At 71.4% G+C, this 23146-nt stretch carries 28 protein-coding genes; 10 read left to right on the forward strand and 18 right to left on the reverse strand.

The annotated features are described in order from the left end of the window. Positions 1-8 precede the first annotated feature (8 nt). Complete coding sequence (locus ABZ193_RS06485; protein WP_020416549.1) at positions 9-335, forward strand: putative quinol monooxygenase; 327 nt, start codon at positions 9-11, stop codon at positions 333-335. 264 nt (positions 336-599) lie between these two features. Here ABZ193_RS06485 and ABZ193_RS06490 read toward each other — a convergent pair whose 3' ends face one another. Both ABZ193_RS06490 and ABZ193_RS06495 read right to left on the reverse strand, forming a co-directional pair. Beyond that, positions 600-1160: a helix-turn-helix domain-containing protein gene (locus ABZ193_RS06490; RefSeq protein WP_354709170.1), complete on the reverse strand. Its 561-nt coding sequence runs from the start codon at positions 1158-1160 to the stop codon at positions 600-602. Positions 1161-1171: 11 nt separating this feature from the next. Continuing rightward, positions 1172-1939 carry a metal-dependent hydrolase gene (locus ABZ193_RS06495; protein ID WP_027935637.1) on the reverse strand — a complete coding sequence of 256 codons (768 nt, stop codon included), beginning with the start codon at positions 1937-1939 and terminating at the stop codon, positions 1172-1174. A gap of 18 nt (positions 1940-1957) precedes the next feature. On the opposite strand from ABZ193_RS06495, the gene ABZ193_RS06500 reads away from it, so the two are divergent. Beyond that, positions 1958-2386, forward strand: a complete 429-nt coding sequence (locus ABZ193_RS06500; protein ID WP_354709172.1) for a TIGR03618 family F420-dependent PPOX class oxidoreductase — start codon at positions 1958-1960, stop codon at positions 2384-2386. 53 nt (positions 2387-2439) lie between these two features. Next, positions 2440-2985: a hypothetical protein gene (locus ABZ193_RS06505; protein WP_020416545.1), complete on the forward strand. Its 546-nt coding sequence runs from the start codon at positions 2440-2442 to the stop codon at positions 2983-2985. A gap of 133 nt (positions 2986-3118) precedes the next feature. On the opposite strand, the gene ABZ193_RS06510 is transcribed toward ABZ193_RS06505, so the two are convergent. From ABZ193_RS06510 to ABZ193_RS06525, 4 genes are all read right to left on the reverse strand, one after another. Then, positions 3119-4198: an MBL fold metallo-hydrolase gene (locus ABZ193_RS06510; protein ID WP_237338411.1), complete on the reverse strand. Its 1080-nt coding sequence runs from the start codon at positions 4196-4198 to the stop codon at positions 3119-3121. A 10-nt stretch (positions 4199-4208) separates the two neighbouring features. Then, positions 4209-5468 (reverse strand): family 1 glycosylhydrolase, encoded by a 1260-nt coding sequence (locus ABZ193_RS06515; RefSeq protein WP_354709211.1) that lies wholly within the window; start codon positions 5466-5468, stop codon positions 4209-4211. An 88-nt stretch (positions 5469-5556) separates the two neighbouring features. Next, complete coding sequence (gene cutA / locus ABZ193_RS06520; RefSeq protein WP_020416542.1) at positions 5557-5880, reverse strand: divalent-cation tolerance protein CutA; 324 nt, start codon at positions 5878-5880, stop codon at positions 5557-5559. Between the two features lie 27 nt (positions 5881-5907). Beyond that, entirely contained in the window at positions 5908-6270 is a 363-nt protein-coding gene (locus ABZ193_RS06525) for a hypothetical protein (RefSeq protein WP_020416541.1), read from the reverse strand. Between the two features lie 64 nt (positions 6271-6334). Between ABZ193_RS06525 and ABZ193_RS06530 the strand changes: the two genes are divergently transcribed. Together ABZ193_RS06530 and ABZ193_RS06535 are read left to right on the forward strand one after the other, a co-directional pair. Further along, positions 6335-7351, forward strand: a complete 1017-nt coding sequence (locus ABZ193_RS06530) for a Ppx/GppA phosphatase family protein (protein ID WP_354709174.1) — start codon at positions 6335-6337, stop codon at positions 7349-7351. Between the two features lie 10 nt (positions 7352-7361). Continuing rightward, the gene (locus ABZ193_RS06535; protein ID WP_354709176.1) at positions 7362-9149 is read left to right on the forward strand and encodes a thiamine pyrophosphate-requiring protein; all 1788 of its coding nucleotides are present in this window, start codon (positions 7362-7364) and stop codon (positions 9147-9149) included. Here ABZ193_RS06535 and ABZ193_RS06540 read toward each other — a convergent pair. From ABZ193_RS06540 to ABZ193_RS06560, 5 genes are all read right to left on the reverse strand, one after another. Next, positions 9146-10288 (reverse strand): CoA transferase, encoded by a 1143-nt coding sequence (locus ABZ193_RS06540; protein ID WP_354709177.1) that lies wholly within the window; start codon positions 10286-10288, stop codon positions 9146-9148. The two genes, ABZ193_RS06535 and ABZ193_RS06540, sit on opposite strands and share 4 nt — an antisense overlap. Positions 10289-10298: 10 nt before the next feature. Then, positions 10299-11327 (reverse strand): NAD(P)/FAD-dependent oxidoreductase, encoded by a 1029-nt coding sequence (locus ABZ193_RS06545; RefSeq protein WP_354709178.1) that lies wholly within the window; start codon positions 11325-11327, stop codon positions 10299-10301. A gap of 67 nt (positions 11328-11394) precedes the next feature. Beyond that, positions 11395-13590 (reverse strand): heavy metal translocating P-type ATPase, encoded by a 2196-nt coding sequence (locus ABZ193_RS06550; RefSeq protein WP_354709179.1) that lies wholly within the window; start codon positions 13588-13590, stop codon positions 11395-11397. Positions 13591-13594: 4 nt separating this feature from the next. After that, positions 13595-13804, reverse strand: a complete 210-nt coding sequence (locus ABZ193_RS06555) for a heavy-metal-associated domain-containing protein (protein WP_017986270.1) — start codon at positions 13802-13804, stop codon at positions 13595-13597. Continuing rightward, a complete protein-coding gene (locus ABZ193_RS06560) occupies positions 13797-14861 on the reverse strand; it encodes a HoxN/HupN/NixA family nickel/cobalt transporter (protein ID WP_354709212.1) in 1065 nt (354 codons plus the stop codon). The genes ABZ193_RS06555 and ABZ193_RS06560 overlap by 8 nt, the downstream gene beginning before the upstream one ends. A 154-nt stretch (positions 14862-15015) precedes the next feature. On the opposite strand from ABZ193_RS06560, the gene ABZ193_RS06565 reads away from it, so the two are divergent. After that, positions 15016-15297, forward strand: coding sequence for a metal-sensitive transcriptional regulator (locus ABZ193_RS06565; protein ID WP_017986268.1), 282 nt, complete (start codon positions 15016-15018; stop codon positions 15295-15297). A 696-nt stretch (positions 15298-15993) separates the two neighbouring features. Here the strand turns inward: ABZ193_RS06565 and ABZ193_RS06570 are convergent. Then, positions 15994-16533 (reverse strand): TetR/AcrR family transcriptional regulator, encoded by a 540-nt coding sequence (locus ABZ193_RS06570; RefSeq protein WP_237338210.1) that lies wholly within the window; start codon positions 16531-16533, stop codon positions 15994-15996. A gap of 83 nt (positions 16534-16616) precedes the next feature. Here ABZ193_RS06570 and ABZ193_RS06575 point away from each other — a divergent pair, with 83 nt between their 5' ends. After that, positions 16617-17777: an MFS transporter gene (locus ABZ193_RS06575; protein ID WP_354709181.1), complete on the forward strand. Its 1161-nt coding sequence runs from the start codon at positions 16617-16619 to the stop codon at positions 17775-17777. Positions 17778-17799: 22 nt separating this feature from the next. Continuing rightward, positions 17800-18411 (forward strand): SIS domain-containing protein, encoded by a 612-nt coding sequence (locus ABZ193_RS06580; RefSeq protein ID WP_354709182.1) that lies wholly within the window; start codon positions 17800-17802, stop codon positions 18409-18411. Positions 18412-18507: 96 nt separating this feature from the next. Here the strand turns inward: ABZ193_RS06580 and ABZ193_RS06585 are convergent, their stop codons facing one another. Next, a complete protein-coding gene (locus ABZ193_RS06585; protein ID WP_020416530.1) occupies positions 18508-18729 on the reverse strand; it encodes a DUF2188 domain-containing protein in 222 nt (73 codons plus the stop codon). A 119-nt stretch (positions 18730-18848) separates the two neighbouring features. On the opposite strand from ABZ193_RS06585, the gene ABZ193_RS06590 reads away from it, so the two are divergent. Both ABZ193_RS06590 and ABZ193_RS06595 read left to right on the forward strand, forming a co-directional pair. Continuing rightward, complete coding sequence (locus ABZ193_RS06590) at positions 18849-19223, forward strand: helix-turn-helix transcriptional regulator (protein WP_017986264.1); 375 nt, start codon at positions 18849-18851, stop codon at positions 19221-19223. Then, entirely contained in the window at positions 19220-19810 is a 591-nt protein-coding gene (locus ABZ193_RS06595) for an ImmA/IrrE family metallo-endopeptidase (RefSeq protein WP_020416529.1), read from the forward strand. Before ABZ193_RS06590 ends, ABZ193_RS06595 begins: the two co-directional genes overlap by 4 nt. A 153-nt stretch (positions 19811-19963) precedes the next feature. Here ABZ193_RS06595 and ABZ193_RS06600 read toward each other — a convergent pair whose 3' ends face one another. The 5 genes from ABZ193_RS06600 to ABZ193_RS06620 form a co-directional block, all read right to left on the reverse strand. Then, on the reverse strand, positions 19964-20464 hold the full coding sequence (locus ABZ193_RS06600) for a hypothetical protein (RefSeq protein ID WP_237338214.1): 501 nt from the start codon (positions 20462-20464) through the stop codon (positions 19964-19966). Between the two features lie 225 nt (positions 20465-20689). Next, positions 20690-21871 (reverse strand): CaiB/BaiF CoA-transferase family protein, encoded by a 1182-nt coding sequence (locus tag ABZ193_RS06605; RefSeq protein ID WP_237338215.1) that lies wholly within the window; start codon positions 21869-21871, stop codon positions 20690-20692. Then, a complete protein-coding gene (locus ABZ193_RS06610; protein WP_020416526.1) occupies positions 21868-22197 on the reverse strand; it encodes an antibiotic biosynthesis monooxygenase family protein in 330 nt (109 codons plus the stop codon). The genes ABZ193_RS06605 and ABZ193_RS06610 overlap by 4 nt, the downstream gene beginning before the upstream one ends. Positions 22198-22234: 37 nt before the next feature. Continuing rightward, on the reverse strand, positions 22235-22927 hold the full coding sequence (locus ABZ193_RS06615; protein ID WP_237338216.1) for an SDR family oxidoreductase: 693 nt from the start codon (positions 22925-22927) through the stop codon (positions 22235-22237). A gap of 77 nt (positions 22928-23004) precedes the next feature. After that, positions 23005-23127, reverse strand: coding sequence for a ribosomal protein bL36 (locus ABZ193_RS06620; RefSeq protein ID WP_020416524.1), 123 nt, complete (start codon positions 23125-23127; stop codon positions 23005-23007). Between the last annotated feature and the right edge of the window lie 19 nt (positions 23128-23146).

The raw sequence follows: 23146 nt of genomic DNA on the forward strand, positions 1-23146 counted from the left end.
GTGGACCCATGATTTTCATCACCGCGAAGTTCCGGATCCTGCCCCAGCACGCCGACGACTGGCCCGACATCGCGCGGGACTTCACGCTCGCCACCCGCGCCGAGCCGGGGTGCCTGTGGTTCGACTGGTCGCGCAGCGTCGAGGACCCCAACGAGTACGTGCTGGTGGAAGCCTTCCGCGACGGCGACGCGGGTGCCGCGCACGTCCAGTCCGACCACTTCAAGGAAGCGCAGCGGACGCTGCCGCCGCACCTGGCGGAGACCCCGCGGATCGTCAACTTCGAGGTGCCGCAGGAGGACTGGTCCGAGCTGGGCGAGATGGCCGTGCAGCGCTGACCGCTCCGGCTGGCGGCGCCTTGGGTGCGTCTCCGAGGCGCAACCGGAGCGTCCAGCCTGCCACCGACCGGGACGACCCAGTTCTCCGCCGCGGTCCGCGGCACGTCGCCCGGAACCGCAGTCCCGCCCGGGAACTCCGCCAGCGCAGACTCGAAGCGCTCGACACCGGCCGCACGACCCCTGCCGTGGGGGCCCACGCAGGTCAGGCCGCGGCCAGCGAGTTCATCGTCGCAGGAGGTACCGACGAAATCGGGCGCTCGCGCGCTAGACGCGCAGGCCGTCGGCGATGATCTTCGCCAGTGGGCGGCCCTGCGGGGCCTGGCGCTGGATCGCGAGGTAGCCCGCGAGCAGCGCGGTCAGGTCGCCGGGTTCGACGTCCGCCCGGACCGCGCCCGCGGCCTGGGCGCGGCGCAGCAGGTCGGCGAACGCGGCGCGGAACTCGGCGCGTTCGTCCGACGCGGCCTTGAACGGCAGCCCGGTGCTCGCCTCCAGCGCGTCGCACAGGGCCTTGTTCAGCAGCGCCTGCTCGGCCACCACGTCGAAGAACTCGAAGAACGCCGCGCCGGGGTCGGCCGCGTCGAGCCGTTCCCGCGCCTGCCCGGCCAGCCATGCGATCCGGTCCAGCACGACGGCCTCGAACAGCAGTTCCTTGCTGGGGAAGTGCCGGTACACCGTGCCGGCGCCGACCCCCGCCCGCCGGGCGATCTCGTCCAGCGGCACCGACGGGCCCTCGTCCGCGAACGCCTCGTGCGCCGCCGCCAGGACACGGGCGCGGTTGCGGCGCGCGTCGGCGCGCAGTCCGGTGCGGCTCGCGGGGGTCGTCATCGTGTCCGATTCTAGCCGCCTGCGGTCACGGTCGGTTCCGCGAACAGCCCGACCAGACCCGGCCACGCGCCGGGCACCAGCAACACCGCCAGCACCGTGAACACCGGCACGACCAGGAACTTCTCCACGCCCTTGCCGGTGCGGAACCGCAGGAACGACGGCGGCCGCAGCTCGTACCAGGTCTCCCCGGCGATCGGCACCGGGAACAGGAACGGGCAGCCGGACTCGGTGAGCGCGTCGCCGAGGCAATGCACGAAACAGCCGACCGCCACCGCGATCCCCAGCCAGCCGGTGAGCTGCGACAACTCCGCGGCGGCGCTGGCCGTCAGCGCCCACCACACGACCCCGCCGCCGGCGACCAGCAGCAGCCAGTCCCCCAGCGCGTCCGCGGCGAGCAGCAGCGCGAACAACACCACCCCGGCCACCACGTACCAGCCGCCGGCCCGGGTGCCGTACGTCGTCGCGGCGCCGAGGCCGATCGCGAACAGCAGCGTGTGCGACAGGTGCCGGTGGCTGCCCCGGCCCCGCTCGTCGCGCGGGCCCTTCGTGACCTTGTACAGCGCCGCCGAGGTGTGCCGGAGCAGCCAGCACACCAGGCCGGTGATCGGCCCGAGCAGCTTCGAGGCGCGAGCGTGGGGGTGGTCGAGGTCCGGCAGCAGCGCGAACCCCGCGGTCGTCGCGGCGAATGCCAGCGCCTGGTGCACGGAGCCGGCGCCAATGGCCGGGGCGAGCGCGAGACCGGCGCACCAGCCGGTGAGCGCGTGGGTGGAGCCCATCATGGAGAAGATCTTGGCAAGATGGACCCCGACCGACGCGAAGGGACGCGCATGACCAGGACCACCGAGGCGCCCAGCGACGAGCTGCGGGCGTTCTGGGCCGAGCGGCACCTGTGCATGCTCACGACCCTGCGTCCGGACGGGAGGCCGCACGTGGTGCCGGTCGGGGTCACCGTGGACGAGGACTTCACCACGGCGCGGGTGATCTGCCGCGGCGGCAGCGTCAAGGCGCGCAACGTCCGGCTCGGGCAGCCCGCGCGTGTCGTGGTGAGCCAGGTGGACGGTCGCCGCTGGTCGAGTTTGGAGGGATCGGCGGTGGTCCGCGAGGATCCGGAGTCGGTGGCGGACGCGGAAAACCGTTATGCCGTGCGGTACCACCGGCAGCCGAAGCCGAACCCGGAGCGGGTCGTGATCGAGATCAGCCTCGACCGCAGGCTCGGCATGAGGTAAAGCACACCGTTGGCGGGTTGCGGACAAACGGGAAGATGAGGCAGTAATTCAGAGTGCGGACCGCGAAGACCCTCAAGATCGACAGTCCGTTCGCGGGCGGCACGACGTGGGACGTCGTCGACCGGACCGTGATCGGCGCGCTCGCGCCGTCGATGATCAGCACCCTGCGCCGGGGGTCCGAGGACTTCCTGTGGTTCGCCGAGCGCCGCATCGCCGGCCATCAGCTGGGCCGCCCCGGCCGCTGGGACCACCCGGTGGAGCGGGAGCTGCTCGGGTGGCGCTCGCGGCTGGCGTTCGAGCTGGACCCGCCGGTCGTGATCCCCGAGATCGACCTCAAGCTGTCGCACTGGGTCCGCAACACGCACGAGGAGTTCCTGCGGCGGCTGCCGGAGACCGGCGGGATGGTGCAGCTGGAGAGCGTCCGGGACGTGGACGCGTGGCTGCACACCCTCATCGACCACTACAAGGCCGTGAAGGCCGCCGGTGAGGAGCAGCTGGACCCGGACGCGCGCGCGACGCTGATGGCGTGGTTCCGGAACACGTTCTTCAAGATCCGCCGCGCGGCGGACCGCGTCGGGTTGAGCAGGGTGCGGGTCTGATCTGGGGCGGCTGGGCGCGCCGCCGTGTCAGGCGGCGGGTCCAGGGATCAAGGGAGTCCTCGCCGGACGGGCAGGCTCCGGGATGACAGAAAAGCCCCTCGGCCCAGCTCGGGTTTGGTTCAAGCTGCTTGGCTCAGCCGATCGGCTGCCACCAGGGGTCGACCGGCTTCGGGGCGTCCACGTCGATCCGCTCGCCTGGGCGCGGCACCGCCAGCTCCACGTCGTGGGCCTTCGCTTCCCGCCAGACCCGCTCCGCCGGCTCGGCCCAGCCGTGCATCGCCAGGCGGAACGTGCCCCAGTGCACCGGGATCAGCAGCCCGCCGCGGACGTCGAGGTGCGCGGCGACCCCCTCCTCGGGCGTCATGTGGATGTCCGGCCACGCCGGGTGGTACGCGCCGATCTGCACGATCGCGGCGTCGAACGGCCCGTACTTCTCGCCGATCGTGCGGTAGCCGTCGAAGTAGCCGGAGTCCGCCGTGTAGAACACCTTCCGCCCGGAGCGCGCCACGATCCACGACGCCCAAAGCGTGTTGTTCCGCGTGAAGGCCCGCCCGGAGAAGTGCTGGGCCGCCGACGCGGTCACGTCCACCCCGCCGACCGAGACCGTCTCGTCCCAGTCCAGCTCGATGATCCGCTCCGCCGGAATCCGCCACCGCCGCAGGTGCGCGCCCACTCCGAGCGGCACCACGAACGGCGCGCTCTGCGTCTTCGCCAGCCGCACCACCGTCGGCCGGTCCAGGTGGTCGTAATGGTCGTGCGACACGATGATCACGTCCAGCTCCGGCAGCTCGGACAGCTGGTGCGGCGGCCGGTGCATGCGCTTCGGGCCGACGAACCGGGACGGCGACACCCGCTCGCCCCACACCGGGTCCACCAGAACCTTCCGGCCGTCGATCTCGATCAGCGACGACGCGTGGCCGTACCAGGTGATGTGCAGCCCCTCATCGGCGGGCGCGGCAGGCCGCACCAGCGGCACCGGTCCGGTCGGCTTGCGTTGCTGCTTGCCGAACACCATCTCGCCGACCAGGTCGCGTGCCCTGGCCGGCTGCACGAGCGGCGGCGCGAGGTTGCGGAACCGGCCGTCGTGGAACTGCGGGGAGCGCCGCATGCGCTCGGGGTCGGGCCGCCCGCCGAACGCGACCGGGATCTCCCACAGGGCCGCCACCGCCGTGCCGAGCAGCGCGGGCAGGGCCCACCGCAACGTCTTCGCCATGTCCGGACAACTACGGACGGTCCCCGGATGTTCCCAGCGGCGCGAGCGGCCCGGACGGGTCGGCGGGCGACAGGCAACTGCTCAGTGGCGCGGTCAGCGAGCACAGCGCCGGCCCCTGGACCAGGCGGTACGACGGCCCGACGCCGCCGCGCGCGATCACGTCCCGGTACGCCGCGACGCCGTCGGTCGGCCTGCGGGTCAGCGCCGGATCGCCGAGTGCGTCCACTTCGTACAGTCCGAAGCGCGGCCGGTAGCTGCCCCACTCGTAGTTGTCGGTGATGCTCCAGTGGTTGTAGCCGATGACGTCCATGCCGTCGGCCTTCGCGCGCTGCACCCAGAACAGCGTGTCCTGGATCGACGCGGCGCGGGTGTAGCCGTCCTCGCGCGGGTTCCCGTTGTCCGTGGGCAGGCCGTTCTCGACGACGTAGAGCGGCAGGTCCGGGTAGCGCTCATGGTAGTAGCGCAGCGCGTAGTAGATGCCCTCCGGCTGCGGCTTCACCTTCCAGAACTGCTCGAACGCCGCGTAGATCGCCGTCAGGTTCGTCAGGCTGATGCCGTAGTAGTAGTCCAGCCCGACGAAGTCGACCTTGTCCTTGATCCGGTCCATCACGACCAGGTCGGTGAGCGGGTTGAAGCCGGCGTAGAAGGCCTGGTTGCTGGTCACCTGGGCGCCCGGATCGAGCCGGTGGATCTCGTCGTAGGCGCGGCGGTGCGCCTGCACCACGTTGGTCTGCCAGGCGGGCACCTGGAACGGGTTGACGGCGCCGATCCGCAGCTCCTGGGTGAGGAACGCGACCGGCTCGTTGAACGTCACCCACAACACGTCGTCGTAGCGCTCCGCGATGCGCGTGGTGAAGGCGAGGAAGTCGTCGACGGTCTTGGCGCTGGTGAACCCGCCCTGGTCGGCCACCCACCCCGGGTACACCCAGTGGCTCAGCGTGATCATCGGGGTCATGCCCGCGGCGCGGATGTGCCGGACCACGTCGTCGTAGTAGGCCAGCTCGGCCTCGTCCCACACGCCGGGCGCGGGCTGCACACGAGCCCATTCGACGCTGAACCGGAAGGTGTTGACGCCGAGGTCCTGGGCCAGCCGGATGTCCTCGGCGTAGCGGTGCCGGAAGTCGGTGGCGTTGGCGTACGGGTCGGCGCCGCCCTTGGCGACGTAGCGCGACCAGTTGCTGTCCGGGGCGCTGCCTTCGGACTGGAAGCCCGCGGTGGCGACTCCCCAGTGGAACCGGTTCTCGGCGGATGCCGGCGTCACGGGGACCATCGCAACACAGAACAGGACGACGAGCGCTATCCGGGCCAGACGCGACATGTGAAAGAAATTTACGTTTTCGGCGCGGGGCCGTCAACGATCAACCGGCCCTGGTCTCCTTGACCAGCCACTCGAGGTACTCCGCGCTGCCGCCCTCGATGGGCGTCGCGATGATCTCCGGCACCTCGTAGTTGTGCTGCTCCTTGATCAGCTCGACCAGCGGCGCCACCCGGTCCGCCGCAGTCTTGATCTCCACCCGCCACTCGGGATCGGCGTGCACCTCGCCGTCCCACCGGTAGACGCTCAGGATGGGTCCGACGATCTGGGCGCACGCGCCAAGCCGCGCCTCGACGGCCTGCGCCGCCAGCTCCCGGGCCGTGGCCTCGCTGTCGGTGGTGGACGACACGATCACGTGTTCGCGCATGTGCCCGATTAGAGCACTGCGCCGGGCTCAGACCCAGCCCGCCTGCTGGTCCTCACGCTGCTCGTCGGCGTCGGCGCTCGCCTTGTGGGTCAGCGCGGCGACGGCCTGCTCCATCTCCGTGCGCACCTGGTTGCCGTCGGTGCGCCGGGTGTGCACGGTCATCGCGATCTCGCACTGCGCCGGGCCGCGCTCGATCACCCGCAACTCACCGCAATCGTCGCCGTCGCTCTCCGTGCCCCACGCCAGTTGTCTGCTCGCCGCGTCCGCGCGCAACCAGCCTTCGGCCAGGTCCTGCGGCAGGAACCGGGGCAGGTTGGGTGCGTCGGAGATGAACGCGAACGCCTCGTCGGCGGGCAGGTCGGCGGTCGCGGTGTAGTTGAACGTCTCCATGAGATCGGAGATAGCCGTGTGGCGCAGGGCTAAACGGGGTACCTAGGCCCTTATGCGACTCGGCGTGCTGGACATCGGATCGAACTCCGCGCAGCTCCAGATCGTGGATGCCCACCCGGGCGCCCCGCCATTGCCCGCACTGGCTGTGAAAGAGCCCACACGCCTCGCCGAGCAGATCGACGAGAGCGGGGCGATCGCGGAGGAGGGCGTCTGCCGGGCGGTGGACGCGGTCGAGTCCGCTCTCGCCGCGGCCCGCCTGCACCGCGTCGAGCAGTTGTTCCTGTTCGCGACCTCGGCGATCCGGGACGCGACGAACCGGGACGAGATCATCAACCGGATCGAGGAGCGCACCGGCGTGCGGCCGCAGTTCCTCACCGGCGAGGACGAGGCCCGGCTGACCTACGCCGCCGCGCACCGCTGGTACGGCTGGTCCGCCGGCCGCCTGCTGCTGCTCGACATCGGCGGCGGCTCGCTGGAGATCGCCCTCGGCCGCGACGCCGAACCGCAGCTCACGCTGTCCCTGCCGCTCGGCGCGGGCAGGCTGACGCGCATGTTCCTGCCGGACGACCCGCCGTCGGTCAAACAGGTCAAGGCGATGCGGCGGCACGTGCGGGACATGCTGCGCGAGGTCGCCGACCGGCTGAGATGGGAGGGCGTGCCCGCCCGCGCTGTCGCCACGTCGAAGACGTTCAAGCAGCTCGCCCGGCTGGCCGGGGCGCCGCCGCAGCGGCGCGGCCCGTTCGTGCGGCGCACCCTCACCGTCGACGCGCTCAACGCGTGGATCCCCCGGCTGGCCGAGATGAAGACGTCCGAACGGGCTCGCCTGCGCGGGGTGTCCGCGCCGCGCGCGCGGCAGATCCTGGCCGGCGCGATCGTCGCCAAGGCGACCATGGACACCCTCGACATCCGCAAGGTCGACGTGTGCCCGTGGGCGTTGCGCGAGGGGATCATGCTGCACCACCTGCAGACCCTGCAGGTCTACGACGGCCTGCCGCTGCAGGCGATCAGCACCGCCGTGCCCGAGGTGTCGGGCCGCGGCGGCCCGGGTAAGTCACTGGTGGGACTGAGCCGAGGAGCGTGAGGAGTCTTCCATGTCGGAAACGGTCGGTGACCACCTGCTGAAGCGTCTGCGGGAGTGGGGCGTCGAGCAGGTCTTCGCCTACCCCGGCGACGGGATCAACGGGATCGTCGCCGCGTTCGGCAAGGCGGACAACGAACCTCGCTTCGTCCAGGCCCGTCACGAGGAGATGGCCGCGTTCGAGGCGGTGGGGTACGCCAAGTTCAGCGGGCACGTCGGGGTGTGCATGGCGACCTCGGGGCCGGGAGCCATCCACCTCCTCAACGGGTTGTACGACGCCAAGCTCGACCACGTGCCGGTGGTCGCGATCGTCGGGCAGACCGCGCGCAGCGCGATGGGCGGCTCCTACCAGCAGGAAGTGGACCTGCAGCCGCTGTTCAAGGACGTGGCCAGCGAGTACCTCGTCGAGGTCAACGTCGCCGAGCAGCTGCCGAACGCTCTCGACCGCGCCATCCGGACCGCACTGGCCAAGCGCGCGCCGACGGCCGTGATCATCCCGAACGACCTGCAGGAAGAGCCGTACTCTCCGCCGAAGCACGCGTTCAAGCACGTGCCGTCCAGCCCGCCCGGCTTCCCGCACCCCGTGGTCATCCCGCCCGAGGACGAGCTGGGGCGCGCGGCGGACATCCTCAACGAAGGCGAGAAGGTCGCGATCCTGATCGGGCAGGGCGCGCGCAACGCCGCCGCCGAGGTCCGCGAGATCGCCGAGCTGACCGGCGCCGGGGTCGCGAAGGCGTTGCTGGGCAAGGACGTCCTGCCCGACGACCTGCCGTACGTGACCGGCTCGATCGGGCTGCTCGGCACGCGGCCGAGCTACGAGATGATGCGGGACTGCGACACGCTGCTGATCGTCGGCTCGAACTTCCCGTACAGCCAGTTCCTGCCCGAGTACGGCAAGGCGCGCGCGATCCAGATCGACATCGACGGCAGCATGATCGGCATGCGTTACCCGACCGAGGTGAACCTGGTCGGCGAGGCGAAGGGCACGCTGCGGGCGCTGCTGCCGATGGTGCGGCGCAGGGAGGACCGCGCCTGGCGGGACAAGATCGAGAAGAACGTCGCGTCCTGGTGGGAGACCGTCGAGCAGCAGGCGATGGTCGAGGCGGACCCGGTCAACCCGATGCGGGTCGTGCACGAGCTGTCGCAGCGGATCCCGGAGGACGCGATCGTCACCGCCGACTCCGGCTCGTCGACCAACTGGTACGCCCGCAACCTGCGGATGCGCGGCCGGATGCGCGGCACGCTGTCCGGCACGCTGGCGACGATGGGGCCGGGCGTGCCGTACGCGATCGGCGCGAAGTTCGCCTGCCCGGACCGGCCGGTGATCGCGCTGGAGGGCGACGGTGCGATGCAGATGAACGGCATGGCCGAGCTGCTCACGATCCAGCGCTATCACCACCTGTGGGCCGACCCGCGGCTGGTGGTGTGCGTGTTCCACAACAACGACCTGAACCAGGTCACGTGGGAGCTGCGGGCGATGGGCGGCGCGCCGAAGTTCGAGGAGTCGCAGTCGCTGCCGGAGTTCTCCTACGCCGAGTTCGCCCGGTCGCTCGGCTTCGAGGCGGTCGCGGTGGATTCGCCGGACCGGCTGGGCCCGGCGTGGGACCGGGTGCTGTCCGCGGACCGGCCCGCGCTGCTGGACGTGCGCTGCGACCCGGAGGTGCCGCCGATCCCGCCACACGCGACGTTCGAGCAGATCAAGAGCACGACGGAAGCAATGCTCAAGGGCGACCGCGACGCGTGGCACATCCTGGTCGAGGGCCTCAAGACCAAGGCCCAGGAGCTGCTGCCGAACCGCTAGTCGGTGTCCTTGAGCCAGCTGCGGATCTCGTCGCTGTGCTCGCCGAGCTTCGGCGGCGGCTGGCGGTAGGCCGGCGGCGTCTTCGTCAGCCCGATCGGGTTGCGCACCACGTCCAGACCGCCCAGCGGCACGCGCGGCGCGAGCCCGAGCCGGTCGGCGAGCTGGAACGCCTCGGCGAGGTCGTTGACCGGCCCGCACGGCACGCCGAGGGGCGTGAGCAGCTCGAACCACTCGTCCGCCGGTCGCGTGCGCAGCCGGGCGCCGAGGAGCTCGGCCAGCTCGGCCACGTGCGCGACCCGCTGGGCGTTGGTGGTGAACCGCTCGTCGGTCGCCAGTTCCGGCACCCCGAGCGCCTCGGTGAGCGCCGCGAACTGGCGGTCGTTGCCGACGGCGATGACGATCGGCCGGTCGGCGGCCTGGAACACCTCGTACGGCGCGACCGACGGGTGCCGGTTGCCGAGAATGCCCGGCACGACATCGGCCATCACGTGGTTCGCGCTCTGGTTGACCATGCTCGACAGCAGCGAGCCGAGCAGGCTGACCTCGATCAGCTGCCCCTCGCCAGTCGCATCCCGGTGGCGCAGCGCGGACAGGATGCCGACGGCCGCGTGCAGCCCGGTCAGGACGTCCACCAGCGCGACGCCCACCTTGGTCGGCTCGCCCGGTGCGGGGCCGGTGACGCTCATCAGCCCGCCGACGGCCTGCAGCAGCAGGTCGTAGCCGGGCAGCGCCGCGCCCGCGCCGCTGCCGAAACCAGAGATCGAGCAGTACACCAGGCCCGGGTTGTCCGCCGCGAGGTCCTCGTAGCCCAGGCCGTAACGGGCCATCGTGCCCGGGCGGAAGTTCTCGACCACCACGTCGGCGCGGTCCGCCAGCGCCTTCGCCGCGGCCAGGTCGCCCGGGTCGGCGAGGTCGAGGGTGATCGAGCGCTTGTTGCGGTTGACCGACCGGAAGTAGACGGCCTCCCCGTCGGCGTGCGGCGGGCCCCACGCGCGGGTGTCGTCCCCGCCGCCGGGACGCTCGACTTTGATCACCTCGGCGCCGAGGTCGGCGAGCAGCATGGTCGCGTACGGCGCGGCGAGCACCCGGCTGAAGTCGGCGATGACGACGCCGGACAGCGCCCCGGTTCGATCGGTCACACCGTCCCTTCTACCTCATCGCGGCCAGCTTCCGGACCACGTACCGCGCGTCGCGGCCGACGCCGCGCAGGCTCGCGGACACCAGCGTGCTCTGCCACTCCAGCCCGACGTACCCGAGGCCGGGCACCGACGTGGACACCCCGCGCCGGTGCTTCGGCATGCCGCGCTCGTCCAGCGCGCCGAGGCCGCCGAGGTAGGGCATGTCCGGCCGGTACCCGGTGGCGAGCAGGAGCGTGTCGACGGGTTCGCGGCGGCCGTCGGACCACACGACGTGGTTGCCGTCGAGCCGGGTGAACATCGGGCGGCGGTCCGGCCGCCCGGCGCGGATCAGCCCGCGGTAGTGGCCGGTGTCGATCACCGGCACGGTCGGCGGGTCGCCCTTGATGCGGCGCGGCAGGTACGCGACGCCGGTGACGGAGAACCAGAACTGCAGGTCCTTGCCCAGCGGTCGTTGCGGCGCGTACCGCACCGGCTTGCGGGTCGCGAGCGTCACCGACGACACCTCGGCCAGCTCCGCGGCGATCTGCACGCCCGAGTTGCCCGCGCCGACCACGACGATCCGCTGCCCGGCGAACGCGCTCGGCTCGCGGTAGTCCGCCGCGTGGATCACCTTGCCCGCGAAGGAATCGAGCCCGGGCAACGCCGGCGTGTGCGGCTTGCCGAACCACCCGCTGGCGGCCACGACGACCGGCGCCTCGAACTCCTCCCCGGCCCGCACGACGAAGTTCCCGTTGCGGCGCACGGATTCCACGCGGTGCCCGGTGCGGATGTCCACGTCCAGGCCGGCCGCGTAGTCGCGCAGGTAGGCGACCACCTCGTCGCGCACCGGGTAGTGCCGCGGATCGCCGGGAAAACGCTTGCCCGGCAAGGAACTGTAGCCCGCGGGCGAGAACAACGTCAGGCTGTCGTAATAGCGCGGCCAGGAGCCGACCGGCTCCGCACCCGCCTCCAGCACCACCGGCTTCAGCCCGGCCTCCCGCAGCGCGTTGGCCGCGGCGAGCCCGGACTGGCCGCCACCGATCACGATCGCGTCGGGCATCACGCCTCCCCAGGTCCGAGACCGCTACGGTAGTCGGCTCCCGGGGAGGCGCGAAGTTGTTACTTCCCTACGAGAACGCGCGCAGCCGCAGCGAGTTGCTCACCACGAACACCGAGCTCAGCGCCATCGCGGCCCCGGCGATCATCGGGTTGAGCAGGCCGAGCGCGGCCAGCGGGAGCGCCGCCACGTTGTAGGCGAACGCCCAGAACAGGTTGCTCTTGATGGTGCCGAGCGTGCGGCGCGCGAGCCGGATCGCGTCGACCGCCGCGCCCAGATCCCCACGCACCAGGGTCAGGTCGCTCGCCTCGATCGCGACGTCGGTGCCGGTGCCCATCGCCAGGCCGAGGTCGGCCTGCGCGAGCGCGGCCGCGTCGTTGACGCCGTCGCCGACCATCGCGACCCGGTTCCCCTTACCCTGCAGGCGTTTCACCGCGTCGACCTTGTCGGCGGGCAGCACCTCGGCGATCACCTCGGTGATGCCGACCTCGCGGGCCACCGCCTTCGCGACGGTCTCGTTGTCCCCGGTGAGCAGGACCGGCCGCAGCCCCAGCGCCGTGAGCCGGCGCACCGCTTCGGCGGACGTGGGCTTGACCGTGTCGGCCACCACCAGCAGGCCGCGCACCCGGCCGTCCCAGCCCGCCGCGACGACCGTGCGGCCCAGCTCCTCCGCCTTGGTCTTGGCCCGCGCGAGCGCGTCCGGCAGGTGCAGGCCCCAGTCGGCGAGCAGCGCGGCGCGCCCGACCACGACCGCGCGGCCGTCGACCACGCCCTGCACGCCGAGGCCCTCGACGTTGCGGAACTCCTCGACGGGCGCGTGCTCGTCCACGGCCGCGGCGATGGCCTTGGCGACCGGGTGCTCGGACGCGTGCTCCAGCGAGCCGGCCATCCGCAGCAGCTCGTCGCGGTCCTCGCCGTCGGCGACCCGCACGTCGACCAGCGACATGCGGCCGGTGGTGACCGTGCCGGTCTTGTCCAGCACGACCGTGTCGATCCGGCGGGTCGACTCCAGCGCCTCCGGGCCCTTGATCAGGATTCCGAGCTGCGCGCCCCGGCCGGTGCCGACCAGCAGCGCGGTCGGCGTGGCGAGCCCGAGCGCGCACGGGCAGGCGATGATCAGCACCGCGACCGCCGCGGTGAAGGCCGAGGTGGTGGGCTCGCCGAGCGCGAGCCAGGTGACCAGGGTGCCCAGCGCGAGCACCAGCACGATCGGCACGAAGATCCCGGACACGCGGTCGGCCAGGCGCTGGACCTGCGCCTTCCCGGTCTGCGCCTCCTCGACGAGCTTCGCCATCTGCGCGAGCTGCGTGTCCGAGCCGACGCGGGTGGCGCGCACGACGAGCCGCCCGCCCGCGTTGACGGTGGCGCCGACGACCGCGTCGCCCCGACCGACCTCGACCGGCACCGACTCGCCGGTCAGCATGCTCACGTCGACCGCCGACGAGCCCTCCTCGACCTCGCCGTCGGTGGCGATCTTCTCGCCCGGCCGGACCACGAACCGGTCCCCCACGACCAGCTGCGACGCCGGGATCCGCACCTCGGCGCCGTCCCGCAGCACCGCGACGTCCTTGGCCCCCAGCTCGAGCAGCGCACGCAGGGCGGCGCCGGCGCGGCGCTTCGCACGGGCCTCGAAGTAGCGCCCGGCCAGGATGAACGTGGTCACCGCCGTGGCCACTTCGAGGTAGATGCGGCTTTCGCTGCTGCGCTCGATGGTGAGCTCGAACGGGTGCCGCAGCCCGATCTCGCCGGCGTCGGTGAACACCAGCGCGTACACCGACCACAGGTAGGCCGCGAGGGTGCCGACCGAGATCAGCGTGTCCATCGTCGCGGCGCGGTGCTTGAGGTTCGTCCACGCCGCCACGTGGAACGGCAGGCCGGCGCCGAACACGACCGGCGTGGCCAGCGCGAGGGAGATCCACTGCCAGTAGTCGACCTGCCAGGCCGGGACCATCGCCAGCACGACCACCGGCAGCGACAGGACCGCCGCCGCGAGCACGCGGTCCCGCAGGCCGGTGACGTGGTCTTCCTCGTCCCCGGCCGGTTGCGGCAGCGTGGCCGAGTACCCGGCGGCCACGACCGTGTCGACCAGCTTCTGCGGGTCCACGCCCGACGGGAAGCTGACCTTCGCCTTCTCGGTGGCGTAGTTGACCGTGGCGGTGACCCCGTCGAGCTTGTTCAGCTTGCGCTCGATCCGGTTCGCGCACGAAGCGCAGGTCATGCCGCCGATGGCCAGTTCGACCTCGGCGCGCTCGGGGGCGGCGGTCATCGCGTCACCGGGAGGCGAGCTCGTACCCGGCCTCGTCGATGGCAGCGCGGATCGCGTCATCGCTCAGCTCGGCGGCGCTCACCACGGTGACCGAACCGGTCGGCAGATCGACCTTGACGTCCTGGACGCCCTCGATCTTCGTGACCTCCTCGGTGACGGAGGCGACGCAGTGCTGGCAGGTCATCCCGGTGACGGTGTAGACGGTCTCAGTCATGTTCCGGACTATACCCCCTACCCGTACCGGGCGTAACCCAGCGTTCCTCGATGCGGCCGAAGCGCCACACCGACCAGGCGACTACCCAGGTCAGGACGAACAAACCCACGATCACGAACCCCGCGTGGTCGAGGTTTATTTCGGCGATCCAGGCCAGCAGGCCGCTCGTGATCCCCGCCTGGTCGACGAGCACGGAGATCAGCTCGATCACGCCGATGACCAGGGCGACCACGACGGAGAGGGCGGTCACGGTGATGTTGTAGAAGATCTTGCGCACCGGCCGCGCGAAGGCCCAGCCGTAGGCGTAGTTCATGAAGTAGCCGTCGGCGGCGTCGAACAGGGTCATGCCTGCCGCGAACAGGATCGGCAGCACGAGGACGGCGTACCAGGGCAGGGCGAACGCCGCCGCGCCGCCGGCCAGGACCAGCAGGCCGACCTCAGTGGCGGTGTCGAACCCGAGGCCGAACAGTACCCCTACCGGGTAGATGTGCCACGGTTTGCGCACGGCGGCGGTGGCCTTGCCGAGGATGCGGTTGAGCAGGCCGCGGCTGGCGAGCTTCGCTTCGAGTTCGGCCTCGTCGAACTGCCCGCGGCGCATGTCGCGGGCGACGCGGAGGATGCCGACCAGCACGACCAGGTTGATGACGCCGAGCAGGCACAGGAACGTGCCGGACACGGACAGGCCGATCACGCCGGTGACGTCGTGCAGCGTGGAGGAGTCGTCCTCGACCTCCCCGGCGAGCGCGCGCACGCCGAGTGACAAGAGCAGGCACAACCCGAACACGATCGTGGAATGCCCGAGGGAGAACCAGAAACCGACGGTGAGCGGCCGCTGCCCGTCGGCGATGAGCTTGCGGGTGGTGTTGTCGATCGCCGCGATGTGGTCGGCGTCGAACGCGTGCCGCATGCCGAGGGTGAAGGCGGTGACCCCGAGGCCGACACCGAAGACGCCGGACGCGCCGATCTCGAAGTGCTGCGGCACGACGAGCAGGAGCAGGACCCCCCAGCCGGCGACGTTGAGCGCGAGGATGACGCCCACCATGCCCGCCACCGACATCCGTTCCCGCCTGCCGAGCGGAGTCCGATCACTCACGGGATAACCTCCATCACCTGTTCAGGTAAACAGATGAACAGACGGCCCGATCGGACGCAAGGGTGCGGATACGGGGAGCGGGTATGATGGCGGGAGTTTTTCGAGAGCGGAGGCGGACATGGCGAGCTACAGCGGAGACAAGGACGCCTACCTCAAGCGACTGCGCCGGATCGAGGGCCAGATCCGCGGCCTGCAGCGGATGGTCGAAGAGGACAAGTACTGCATCGACATCCTGACGCAGGTCTCCGCCGCGACGAAGGCGCTGCAGTCGTTCTCGCTCGAACTGCTCGACGAGCACCTGTCGAGCTGCGTGGTGGACGCGGCCCGCGCCGGCGGCCGCGAAGCGGAAGTCAAGGTCCGCGAAGCGAGCGACGCCATCGCACGCCTCGTGAAGTCCTGACCTGGTTTCTCGCCTCGCGCCTCGAAGCCCGGGCAACCTCACACTCACCAGCACCCACAGCGCCGCCGCACCGAGCTCGTCCCACGAATTTGCGGCCGCGGCCATCGCCACCCAGCCGCCCAATCCGCACGCGTGACAGCACCGGCGCAAGCTGGCACCCGCCCCGGCCGCCGCACCCCTGAGACCTTCAGCCACCGCGCGCGGCCAGCGGCCGACCGCCCGTCAGTCCAGCAACGCCGCCGCAATCGCCTTCGCCCTCAGGGCCGGCTCCGCGCCGCGCCCGCAAAGCGCCACCACCACCGCCCACATCGCGGAGTCTCGGCTTCACCCCAGCCGACCCCTGCGCCCTCAGCCACCGCGCCGACCAACGCCGCACCACCCGTCAACCCAGCAACGCCGCCGCAATCGCCTTCACCCTCAAGGCCGGCTCCGCGCCGCGCCCACAAAGCGCCACCACCGCCCACATCGCGGAGTCTCGGCTTCACCCCAGCCGGCCCCTGCGCCCTCAGCCACGGCGCCGGCCAGCGGCCCACCGCCCGTCAGCCCAACAACGCCGCCGCAATCGCCTTCACCCTCAAGGCCGGCTCCGCGCCGCGCCCACAAAGCGCCACCACCGCCCACATCGCGGAGTCTCGGCTTCACCCCACCCGACCCCTGCGCCCTCAGCCACCGCGCCGACCAACGCCGCACCACCCGTCAACCCAGCAACGCCGCCGCGATCGCCTTAGCCCTCAGGGCCGGCTCCGCGCTGCGCTCGCGTAGCGCCGTGACCAGCGCGCCGTCCACCAGCAGCATCAGCTGCTTCGCGAGCGTCGCGCTCGAGGCGTATCCGGCCTTCTCCAGCAGCCCGGCCAGGTAGTCCGTCACCGCCCCCTTGTGGGCCCGCGCCAGCCGGTACACCGCCGCGTCCGCGTCGCCCACCTCGGCCATCGCGTTGATGAACGCGCAGCCCCGGTAGTCCGCCCGCGCGAACCGCTCGGCGAGGAAGTCGAACACCGCCAGCGGGTGGTCGCCGCGCGCCGCGACGCCCTCCGCCAGCGCCTGCCGCCACTGCTGGTCGCGCTCGGTCAGGACCGTCTCGACCAGGTCGTCCTTGCTCGCGAAGTGCCGGTAGAACGACGCGCGCCCGACGCCGGACACCTCCAGCAGCCGCTCGACCCCCACCGCGCGGATGCCCTCCGCGTAGAACAGGTCCTCGGCGCTCTGCACGAGACGTTCACGGGCTCGAGTCGGCATGACTCCACGGTATCGGATCTTGACCAGAAACGGAACCGATCAGTACCGTTCAAACGGAACCGATCAGTACCGTTTGAGGAGCCATGGTCACCACCACTCACCGCCTGCCAGCCCGGATCGGCGTCCTGACGATCGCGACGTTCGCAGTCGGCACGGACGCCTTCGTCGTCAACGGCGTCCTGCCCGAACTGGCCCGCTCGCTGGACGTCAGCATCGGCGAGGCCGGCCAGCTCGTGTCCGTCTTCGCGATCGCCTACGCCGTGCTGTCCCCGGTGCTCGCCGCCGCGACCGGGAACTGGCCGCGGCGCACCGTCCTGCTGGCCGCGCTCGGCGTCTTCGTGCTGGGCAACGCCGTCACCGCCCTCGCGCCGGACTACGGCCTCGCCCTGGCGTCGCGGGTGATCGCCGCGGCCGGTGCCGCCGCCATCACGCCGACCGCTTCCACCGCCGCGGCCGCCCTGGCGTCACCGGAACGGCGTGGCCGCGCGATGTCGCTGGTCACGCTGGGCCTGGTGTCGTCGACCGCGTTGGGCGTGCCGATCGGGACGCTGCTCGGCTCGGTGGCGAGCTGGCGCCAGACGATGTGGCTGGTCGCCGCGCTCGGCCTGGTGGCCGCGGCGGGCGTCGCGCTCTGGCTGCCGCCGGTGCCGAACCCGCCTGTCACCACCCTGCGGGCGCGGCTGGCCCCGCTGCGGGACCGGACCGTGCTGCTGATCCTGACCGCGACCGTGGCCATGTTCGTCGGGATCTACCTGGTCACGATCTACCTCAGCGTGATCGGCGAGCAGGCGACCGCGGGCGACGGCGTCCGCCTCACCGTCCTACTGTTCGCCGCCGGGGTCGCCGGCACGGTCAGCAACGTGGTGACCGGCGGGTGGACCGACCGCGTCGGCCCGATGCGGGTCATCACCGCCGCGATGGCGCTGGGCGCGCTCGACTTCGCGCTCATGCCGTGGACGACGGCGACGTTCGCCGGCGCGTTGATCGCCGTCGTCGCCTACGGGCTGGCCTCGTGGTCGGTGATGGTGCCGCAGCAGCACCAGCTGATCGCCGCCGCGCCCACGACGCCGTCGCTGGTGGTGTCGCTGAACGCGTCGGCGATCTACCTCGCGGTGTCCCTGGCCGGGGTGCTGGGCGCCGCCGCACTCGAGGTGATGCGTGGCGCTTTCCTGCCGTGGCTCGCGGCGCTCTTCCTCCTCGCCGGGCTGGCCGCCGCGTGGGCGGCGGAGAAGTTTAAACGTTGAACAGCAGGCAAACCTCCTCCGCATGAGCGCGACCACCACACTGCCGAACGTGGCGCGCGGACACCTGGACACCCTGGACGAGACGCTGAGCGCGCTCCGTCGGCAGACGGGGCGCCTCACGCGATGGGGCCGCGTGCTCGCCGAGCGGTTGAGCGAGGGCGGCCGGCTGCTCGCCGCGGGCAACGGCGGGTCCGCGGCCGAGGCCAGGCAACTGACCGCGGACCTGCTGGGCCGCTACCACGACGACCACCCGCCGTTCTCCGCGATCGCCTTGCACGCCGACGCCTCCAGCCTCATCGCGGTGGGCGACGAGTACGAGTACGACCACGCCGAGGTCTTCGCGCGGCAGGTGCGCGCGCACGCCCGGCCGCGCGACATCCTCCTGCTGCTGTCGGCGAACGGCCGCAGCCGCAACCTGACGCGCGCGGCCGAGGAGGGTGTGCGGGCGGGGGCGAACGTGTGGGCGCTGACCGGGCCGAGCCCGAACCCGCTGGCGAACGTCGTCGAAGACGCCCTGTGCCTGCCCGGCACGGCGGCCACCGTGCAGGAAGCTCACCTCGTGGCGGTCCACATCCTGTGCGCGGAGGTGGAAACCGCACTGTCCACAGGGGACGCCGGGCGGAGGGCCTCCTGAGGCGCCGGGACGAAGCGCCCCGAATTGTCAGACCCCACCCCTATCGTCCACCCCATGCCCACCCACCCCACCCCCGGCGGCAGGCCGCGGGAGAAGTCAACCCGGAGCAGGCAGCGGATCGTTGCCGTAGAGCCGTCTGCTCTCGATCGACCCGTCGCGCCGCTGGATCCTGAGCACGCTCGGGCGGTCGGCGCGCGCCAGCTTCGCGGCCGCGCGCACCGCGTCCCGCTTGCGTTCGTGGTGCGACAGCACGGCCTCGCCCCGCTTCACATCCCAGCTGCCCAGCATCGGCGAGACCCAGTACACCGTCCGCGACATGATCCCTCTCCCTCCTCGGGTGTTGCACTGGAGCAACACTGTCCCTATAGTACATCACCGTTGCACCTCCGCAACGGTTCGGCAAAACTGCGACGGAACGGAAAGCGGAGGTGTGCCACATGGGCGGACGGCTGGACACCGGGAGGCTCTATGCGGCCCTCGACGCGGAGCGCGAGTCACGCGGATTGTCGTGGCGGCAGCTCGCGGCCGAGGCCGGGGTGAGCGCGTCCCTGGTCAGCCGGATGGGCAACGGTCACCGGCCGGACCTGGACGGGTTCATCGCGCTCGTCCAGTGGCTCGGGATGCCCGCCGAGACGTTCATGGTGTGGCCGGAGGGCCAGCCCGACGGGCGCCGCCGGCCCTCGCTCGAAGCGCAGCTCGCGCCGCTGCTCCGGGCCGAGGAAGAACTCAGCGAGTCCGACCAGCAGCACCTGCTGGACGTGGTCGGCCTGACGATGCGACACATCCGCGCCAAGAACAAGGAGTCGAAATGACCCTCCGCCGTGGTTTCAAGAAGGAGGCCAGGGAACTCGCCCTCGAGGTGCGGGCCGAGCTGGGGACCGAGGTCTTCGCCCCGCTGGACCCGTGGGCGCTGGCCGAGCTGTACGGGATCGAGGTGTTCGACCTGCGCAGCCCGTTCCTGCCCGCGGAGTCGGTGCGGCACCTGACGGAAGAACGCCCGCACGTGTTCTCCGCGGCGCTGGTCCCGCTCGACCCGAGCGGCGCCGTGATCATCGAGAACCACGTGCACCCCATGCGCCGCAGGCGATCCACGATCGCGCACGAGATGGCGCACGTGCTCCTGGAGCACCCGTTCGGCCCAACGCTGACCGACGAGAACGGCTGCCGCTCGGCCGTGGCGGGCATCGAGGAGGAGGCCGCCGAACTGTCCGGCGAGCTCCTCATCCCCACTGACGCCGCGCGGATCGCCGCGTTCAAGGGCTGGTCGGATCACTCGGTGGCCAACCACTTCCGGGTCAGCGTCGCGATGGCCACGTGGCGCATGAACATGAGCGGCGCCCGCCGGATCGCCGCGCGAACGCGGTTCAAAGCCGAAGTCCGGTACGCCACACCCGCCTGAGCGGTTGTCCACAAAGCGATCCACAGGTGGACGGATCTGTGGACAACTCGACTGTCCATTGCGGACTGATGGGAGACGCCTAACACACGACGCGACGAAACGGGTTAACCACAGGGGAAGAACTCGTGGATCCTTACGCGCGAACCGGTGTCGTCAGGCGGCCTGGTCGGTTTCCTCACCGAACAGCTCGGCCACCGCGCGTGCCCGCAGGCGTTCGAGCCGCGTCGCCTGACTGCGCCCGTTCGCGATCAGCTCGTCGAGCCGGTCGGCGTCCAGCCGCGGGTCGACGGCGGCGCGGGCACGCAGGGTGCGCCAGGCCGCGACCTTGCCCTCGACGCCGAGCCGGAGCCCCTCGAGTTCGACGACGCGGCTGAGCGGCGAACGGTTCAGCAGGCGGCCGTTGAACTTGAGCCGGCCCGCCTTCTCCAGGAGCCACCCGGCCCAGTGCCCGGTGGGGCGGGAGGGTTCGCCGAGAGCGCGCATCATGTCGACGAGGGCGTCGCGGTCCTCGGCCATCTCCTCGGCGAGGCGGTCGAGCTTGCCGTTGCCCGCCCAGTCGGCCTCGGCGCGGGCGAAGCGCCTGGCCAGCTCCACCCCGGCCGTCACCACGGCCACATGGTCGTTCAGGTAAATCCCGAGCAACGTGCGACGCATACTGGGGAGTACCCCACGAACGAGGGGCTCAATCCAGGTCACCCCAGCCCCCCGACGCGCTGCGGGCTCTACTTCCGCCGGACCAGCACCCCGCACCACAGCAGGAGGCGGCGCCGGCGGGCCAGGAACAGACCACACCCGCCACCCAAAACCGCTCGGCAGGCACATCGTCGCCCAGCCGCAAGGCCACTCGACTATGAGAACAACCCCCGCCAACCCCGCGGGTCAGACCACACCCTCCGCCCGCAGTCGCTCCACGGCGGCCTCGTCGTGGCCGAGTTCCTGGAGGATCGCGGAGGTGTGCGCGCCCACCTCGGGCACCGGCCCCATCCACGGCTCGAACCCGCCCATGATCACCGGCGGGAGCAGCGCCTCCACCGTCCCGCCAGGGATCGGCACCGTGCGCCACCGGTCGCGCTCGGCGAGCACCGGGTGCGCCAGGAACTCGTGCACCGAGTTCACCCCCGCGTTCGCCACGCCGATGTCGTCCAGCAGGGCCATGATCTTGTCGCTGTCCAGCTCACGGAACCGCGCCGCCACGATCTCGTTCAGCTCGTCCCGGTGCACCACCCGCGCGGAACCGGTCGCGAACCGCGGGTCGTCGACCAGCTCGGGCCGCTGCAGGAACCGCGAACACAGCGCGACCCACTCCGGCTCGTTCTGGATCGAGAACAGCACGTCCTTGCCGTCGGCCGCGGTGTACGCCCCGTAGGGCGCGATCGTCGCGTGCTGGGTGCCCACCCGCGGCGGCTGCGTGCCGCCGTAGCGCGTGTAGTAGGCCGGCTGTCCCATCCACTCGGACAGCGCGTCGAACAACGACACCTCCACCGGCTCCGCCCGGCCGGTCGTGGCCCGCGTGAACAGGGCCGTCAGGATGCCCGAGTAGGCGTACATGCCGCCCGCGATGTCCGCGACCGACACCCCCGCCCGCGCCGCGCCCTCCGGCGTCCCGGTCAGCGACACCAGGCCGGTCTGGCACTGGACGAGCAGGTCGTAGGCCTTCCGCTCCGCCCACGGCCCGTCCGTGCCGTACCCGCTGATCGTGCACGGGATCAACGACGGGTACCGCTGCGCGAGCGTCGCCGGATCCAGCTCCAGGCGGGCCGCCGCGCCGGGCGCGAGGTTCTGCACGAACACGTCCGCGCCGGCGAGCAGGCCGGCCAGGACCTCCCGGCCGCGGGGGTCCTTGAGGTCGAGGGTCAGCGACTCCTTGGACCGGTTGAGCCAGACGAAGTAGCTGGACTGGCCGTGCACGGTCGTGTCGTAGCGCCGCGCGAAATCGCCGCCACCGGGACGTTCCACCTTGATCACCCGGGCGCCCAGATCGGCGAGCTGGCGCGTCGCGAACGGCGCCGCGACGGCCTGCTCCAGGCTGACGACGGTGATCCCGGCGAGCGGCAGGTTCACAGCGCGCCCAGCTTGCCGTCCCCGTCCGGCAGCGGGGTCAGCAGCCGCACGTCCATCGGCTTCGCGAGCAGCCCGTCGAGGGCCGCGCCCAGTTCGGCGAGGGCCGCGCCCTTGCCGTGGGCGCCGAGCGCCGGGCCGGACGCCCACTTCTCCACCATCACGAACGTCGTCGGCGACTTCGCGTCGCGGTGCAGCGCGTAGCGTTCGCAGCCCGGCTCGGAGTGCACCGCCCGCACCGCGGTCCGCAGCGCCTCCTCGACCTGGGCCTCCTTGCCTTCCGCGGCCTCGATGGTCGCGATCACGACGACAGCGTCCGTCTGGTTCATGCCGCCATACCACCGGATGCGGGCCGCGACCGCAAGGTCACGGACGCCATTCGGGCTCGATCACGAGTTCGGTCGGATGCGTGTTCGGCGGCGCGTCCAGCACGGATCGCACCGCGTCCGCGATCGACGCCGGGTCGAGGTACCGCTCGGGCTCGTAGGGACCGCCCTCCATCCAGCGGACGGTCTGCTGCATCGGCGTCGCGACGCGTCCCGGGTAGATGCTCGTGACGCGGACCCCGTTCGGGAGCTCCTCGCGGCGCAGCGCCTCGGCGAACACCCGCAGCGCCGTCTTGCTGGCGGCGTAGGCGGACCGGTGGGCGGGTGAGCCGAGGACGGCCGTCGAGTTCACCAGGATCACCCGGCCCCGCGCGGCTCGCAGCGCGGGCAGCAGCCGCCGGGTCGTCCCGATGACGCCGAACAGGTTCACGGCGAACAGCTCACGCCACACGTCGAGATCGGTTTCCGCGACCGAACCCAGTTGGAAAACACCCGCACAATGCACGACCACGTCGACCGACGACAATTCCGGACAATTATCGGAAATGTCCGGATCGGCCGCGAGGTCGACGGTCCAGCAATGCGCGTCCGGTAACGTTCCGGCCAATTCCTTCAACGCGGTCTCGTCCCGCCCGGCGACCCATACGGTGTACCGGTCGGCCAGGGCGGCGGCCACTTCCGCACCGATCCCGCCGGTAGCGCCGACCACGACGGCAGTTCCACGCACGTTCATCGATCGACACGATAAACGGCACGTGACACAAAAGAACAGGGTCCGTCGACTCTGGACGGACCCTGTTTCCGGACAATTCAGCCTTGACGGGCGTTCACCCGGGGGTTGTTCTTGTTGATGACGAACGAACGCCCCCGGCGCCGGACCACGATCGAGCCCGGCTGACGCTTGAGCGACCTGAGCGAATTCCTGCTCTTCATACCCGCTCCTTCCTCGCAC

The sequence above is a fragment of the Amycolatopsis sp. NPDC006125 genome (assembly GCF_040614195.1).
Classification (GTDB): Bacteria; Actinomycetota; Actinomycetes; order Mycobacteriales; family Pseudonocardiaceae; genus Amycolatopsis_E; species Amycolatopsis_E tucumanensis.

Excerpts from the sequence above, each read along its gene's own strand:
- ABZ193_RS06580 (WP_354709182.1), top strand. The coding sequence starts at position 17,800 with ATGAGCGCGACCACCACACTGCCGAACGTGGCGCGCGGACACCTGGAC.
- ABZ193_RS06495 (WP_027935637.1), bottom strand. The coding sequence starts at position 1,939 with ATGATGGGCTCCACCCACGCGCTCACCGGCTGGTGCGCCGGTCTCGCG.
- ABZ193_RS06600 (WP_237338214.1), bottom strand. The coding sequence starts at position 20,464 with ATGCGTCGCACGTTGCTCGGGATTTACCTGAACGACCATGTGGCCGTG.
- ABZ193_RS06490 (WP_354709170.1), bottom strand. The coding sequence starts at position 1,160 with ATGACGACCCCCGCGAGCCGCACCGGACTGCGCGCCGACGCGCGCCGC.
- ABZ193_RS06555 (WP_017986270.1), bottom strand. The coding sequence starts at position 13,804 with ATGACTGAGACCGTCTACACCGTCACCGGGATGACCTGCCAGCACTGC.
- ABZ193_RS06620 (WP_020416524.1), bottom strand. The coding sequence starts at position 23,127 with ATGAAGAGCAGGAATTCGCTCAGGTCGCTCAAGCGTCAGCCGGGCTCG.
- ABZ193_RS06590 (WP_017986264.1), top strand. The coding sequence starts at position 18,849 with ATGGGCGGACGGCTGGACACCGGGAGGCTCTATGCGGCCCTCGACGCG.
- ABZ193_RS06535 (WP_354709176.1), top strand. The coding sequence starts at position 7,362 with ATGTCGGAAACGGTCGGTGACCACCTGCTGAAGCGTCTGCGGGAGTGG.
- ABZ193_RS06585 (WP_020416530.1), bottom strand. The coding sequence starts at position 18,729 with ATGTCGCGGACGGTGTACTGGGTCTCGCCGATGCTGGGCAGCTGGGAT.
- ABZ193_RS06525 (WP_020416541.1), bottom strand. The coding sequence starts at position 6,270 with ATGGAGACGTTCAACTACACCGCGACCGCCGACCTGCCCGCCGACGAG.
- ABZ193_RS06500 (WP_354709172.1), top strand. The coding sequence starts at position 1,958 with ATGGACCCCGACCGACGCGAAGGGACGCGCATGACCAGGACCACCGAG.
- ABZ193_RS06570 (WP_237338210.1), bottom strand. The coding sequence starts at position 16,533 with ATGCCGACTCGAGCCCGTGAACGTCTCGTGCAGAGCGCCGAGGACCTG.
- ABZ193_RS06485 (WP_020416549.1), top strand. The coding sequence starts at position 9 with ATGATTTTCATCACCGCGAAGTTCCGGATCCTGCCCCAGCACGCCGAC.
- ABZ193_RS06565 (WP_017986268.1), top strand. The coding sequence starts at position 15,016 with ATGGCGAGCTACAGCGGAGACAAGGACGCCTACCTCAAGCGACTGCGC.
- ABZ193_RS06595 (WP_020416529.1), top strand. The coding sequence starts at position 19,220 with ATGACCCTCCGCCGTGGTTTCAAGAAGGAGGCCAGGGAACTCGCCCTC.
- ABZ193_RS06615 (WP_237338216.1), bottom strand. The coding sequence starts at position 22,927 with ATGAACGTGCGTGGAACTGCCGTCGTGGTCGGCGCTACCGGCGGGATC.
- ABZ193_RS06545 (WP_354709178.1), bottom strand. The coding sequence starts at position 11,327 with ATGCCCGACGCGATCGTGATCGGTGGCGGCCAGTCCGGGCTCGCCGCG.
- cutA (WP_020416542.1), bottom strand. The coding sequence starts at position 5,880 with ATGCGCGAACACGTGATCGTGTCGTCCACCACCGACAGCGAGGCCACG.
- ABZ193_RS06610 (WP_020416526.1), bottom strand. The coding sequence starts at position 22,197 with ATGAACCAGACGGACGCTGTCGTCGTGATCGCGACCATCGAGGCCGCG.
- ABZ193_RS06575 (WP_354709181.1), top strand. The coding sequence starts at position 16,617 with ATGGTCACCACCACTCACCGCCTGCCAGCCCGGATCGGCGTCCTGACG.
- ABZ193_RS06510 (WP_237338411.1), bottom strand. The coding sequence starts at position 4,198 with ATGGCGAAGACGTTGCGGTGGGCCCTGCCCGCGCTGCTCGGCACGGCG.
- ABZ193_RS06550 (WP_354709179.1), bottom strand. The coding sequence starts at position 13,590 with ATGACCGCCGCCCCCGAGCGCGCCGAGGTCGAACTGGCCATCGGCGGC.
- ABZ193_RS06515 (WP_354709211.1), bottom strand. The coding sequence starts at position 5,468 with ATGGTCCCCGTGACGCCGGCATCCGCCGAGAACCGGTTCCACTGGGGA.
- ABZ193_RS06560 (WP_354709212.1), bottom strand. The coding sequence starts at position 14,861 with ATGTCGGTGGCGGGCATGGTGGGCGTCATCCTCGCGCTCAACGTCGCC.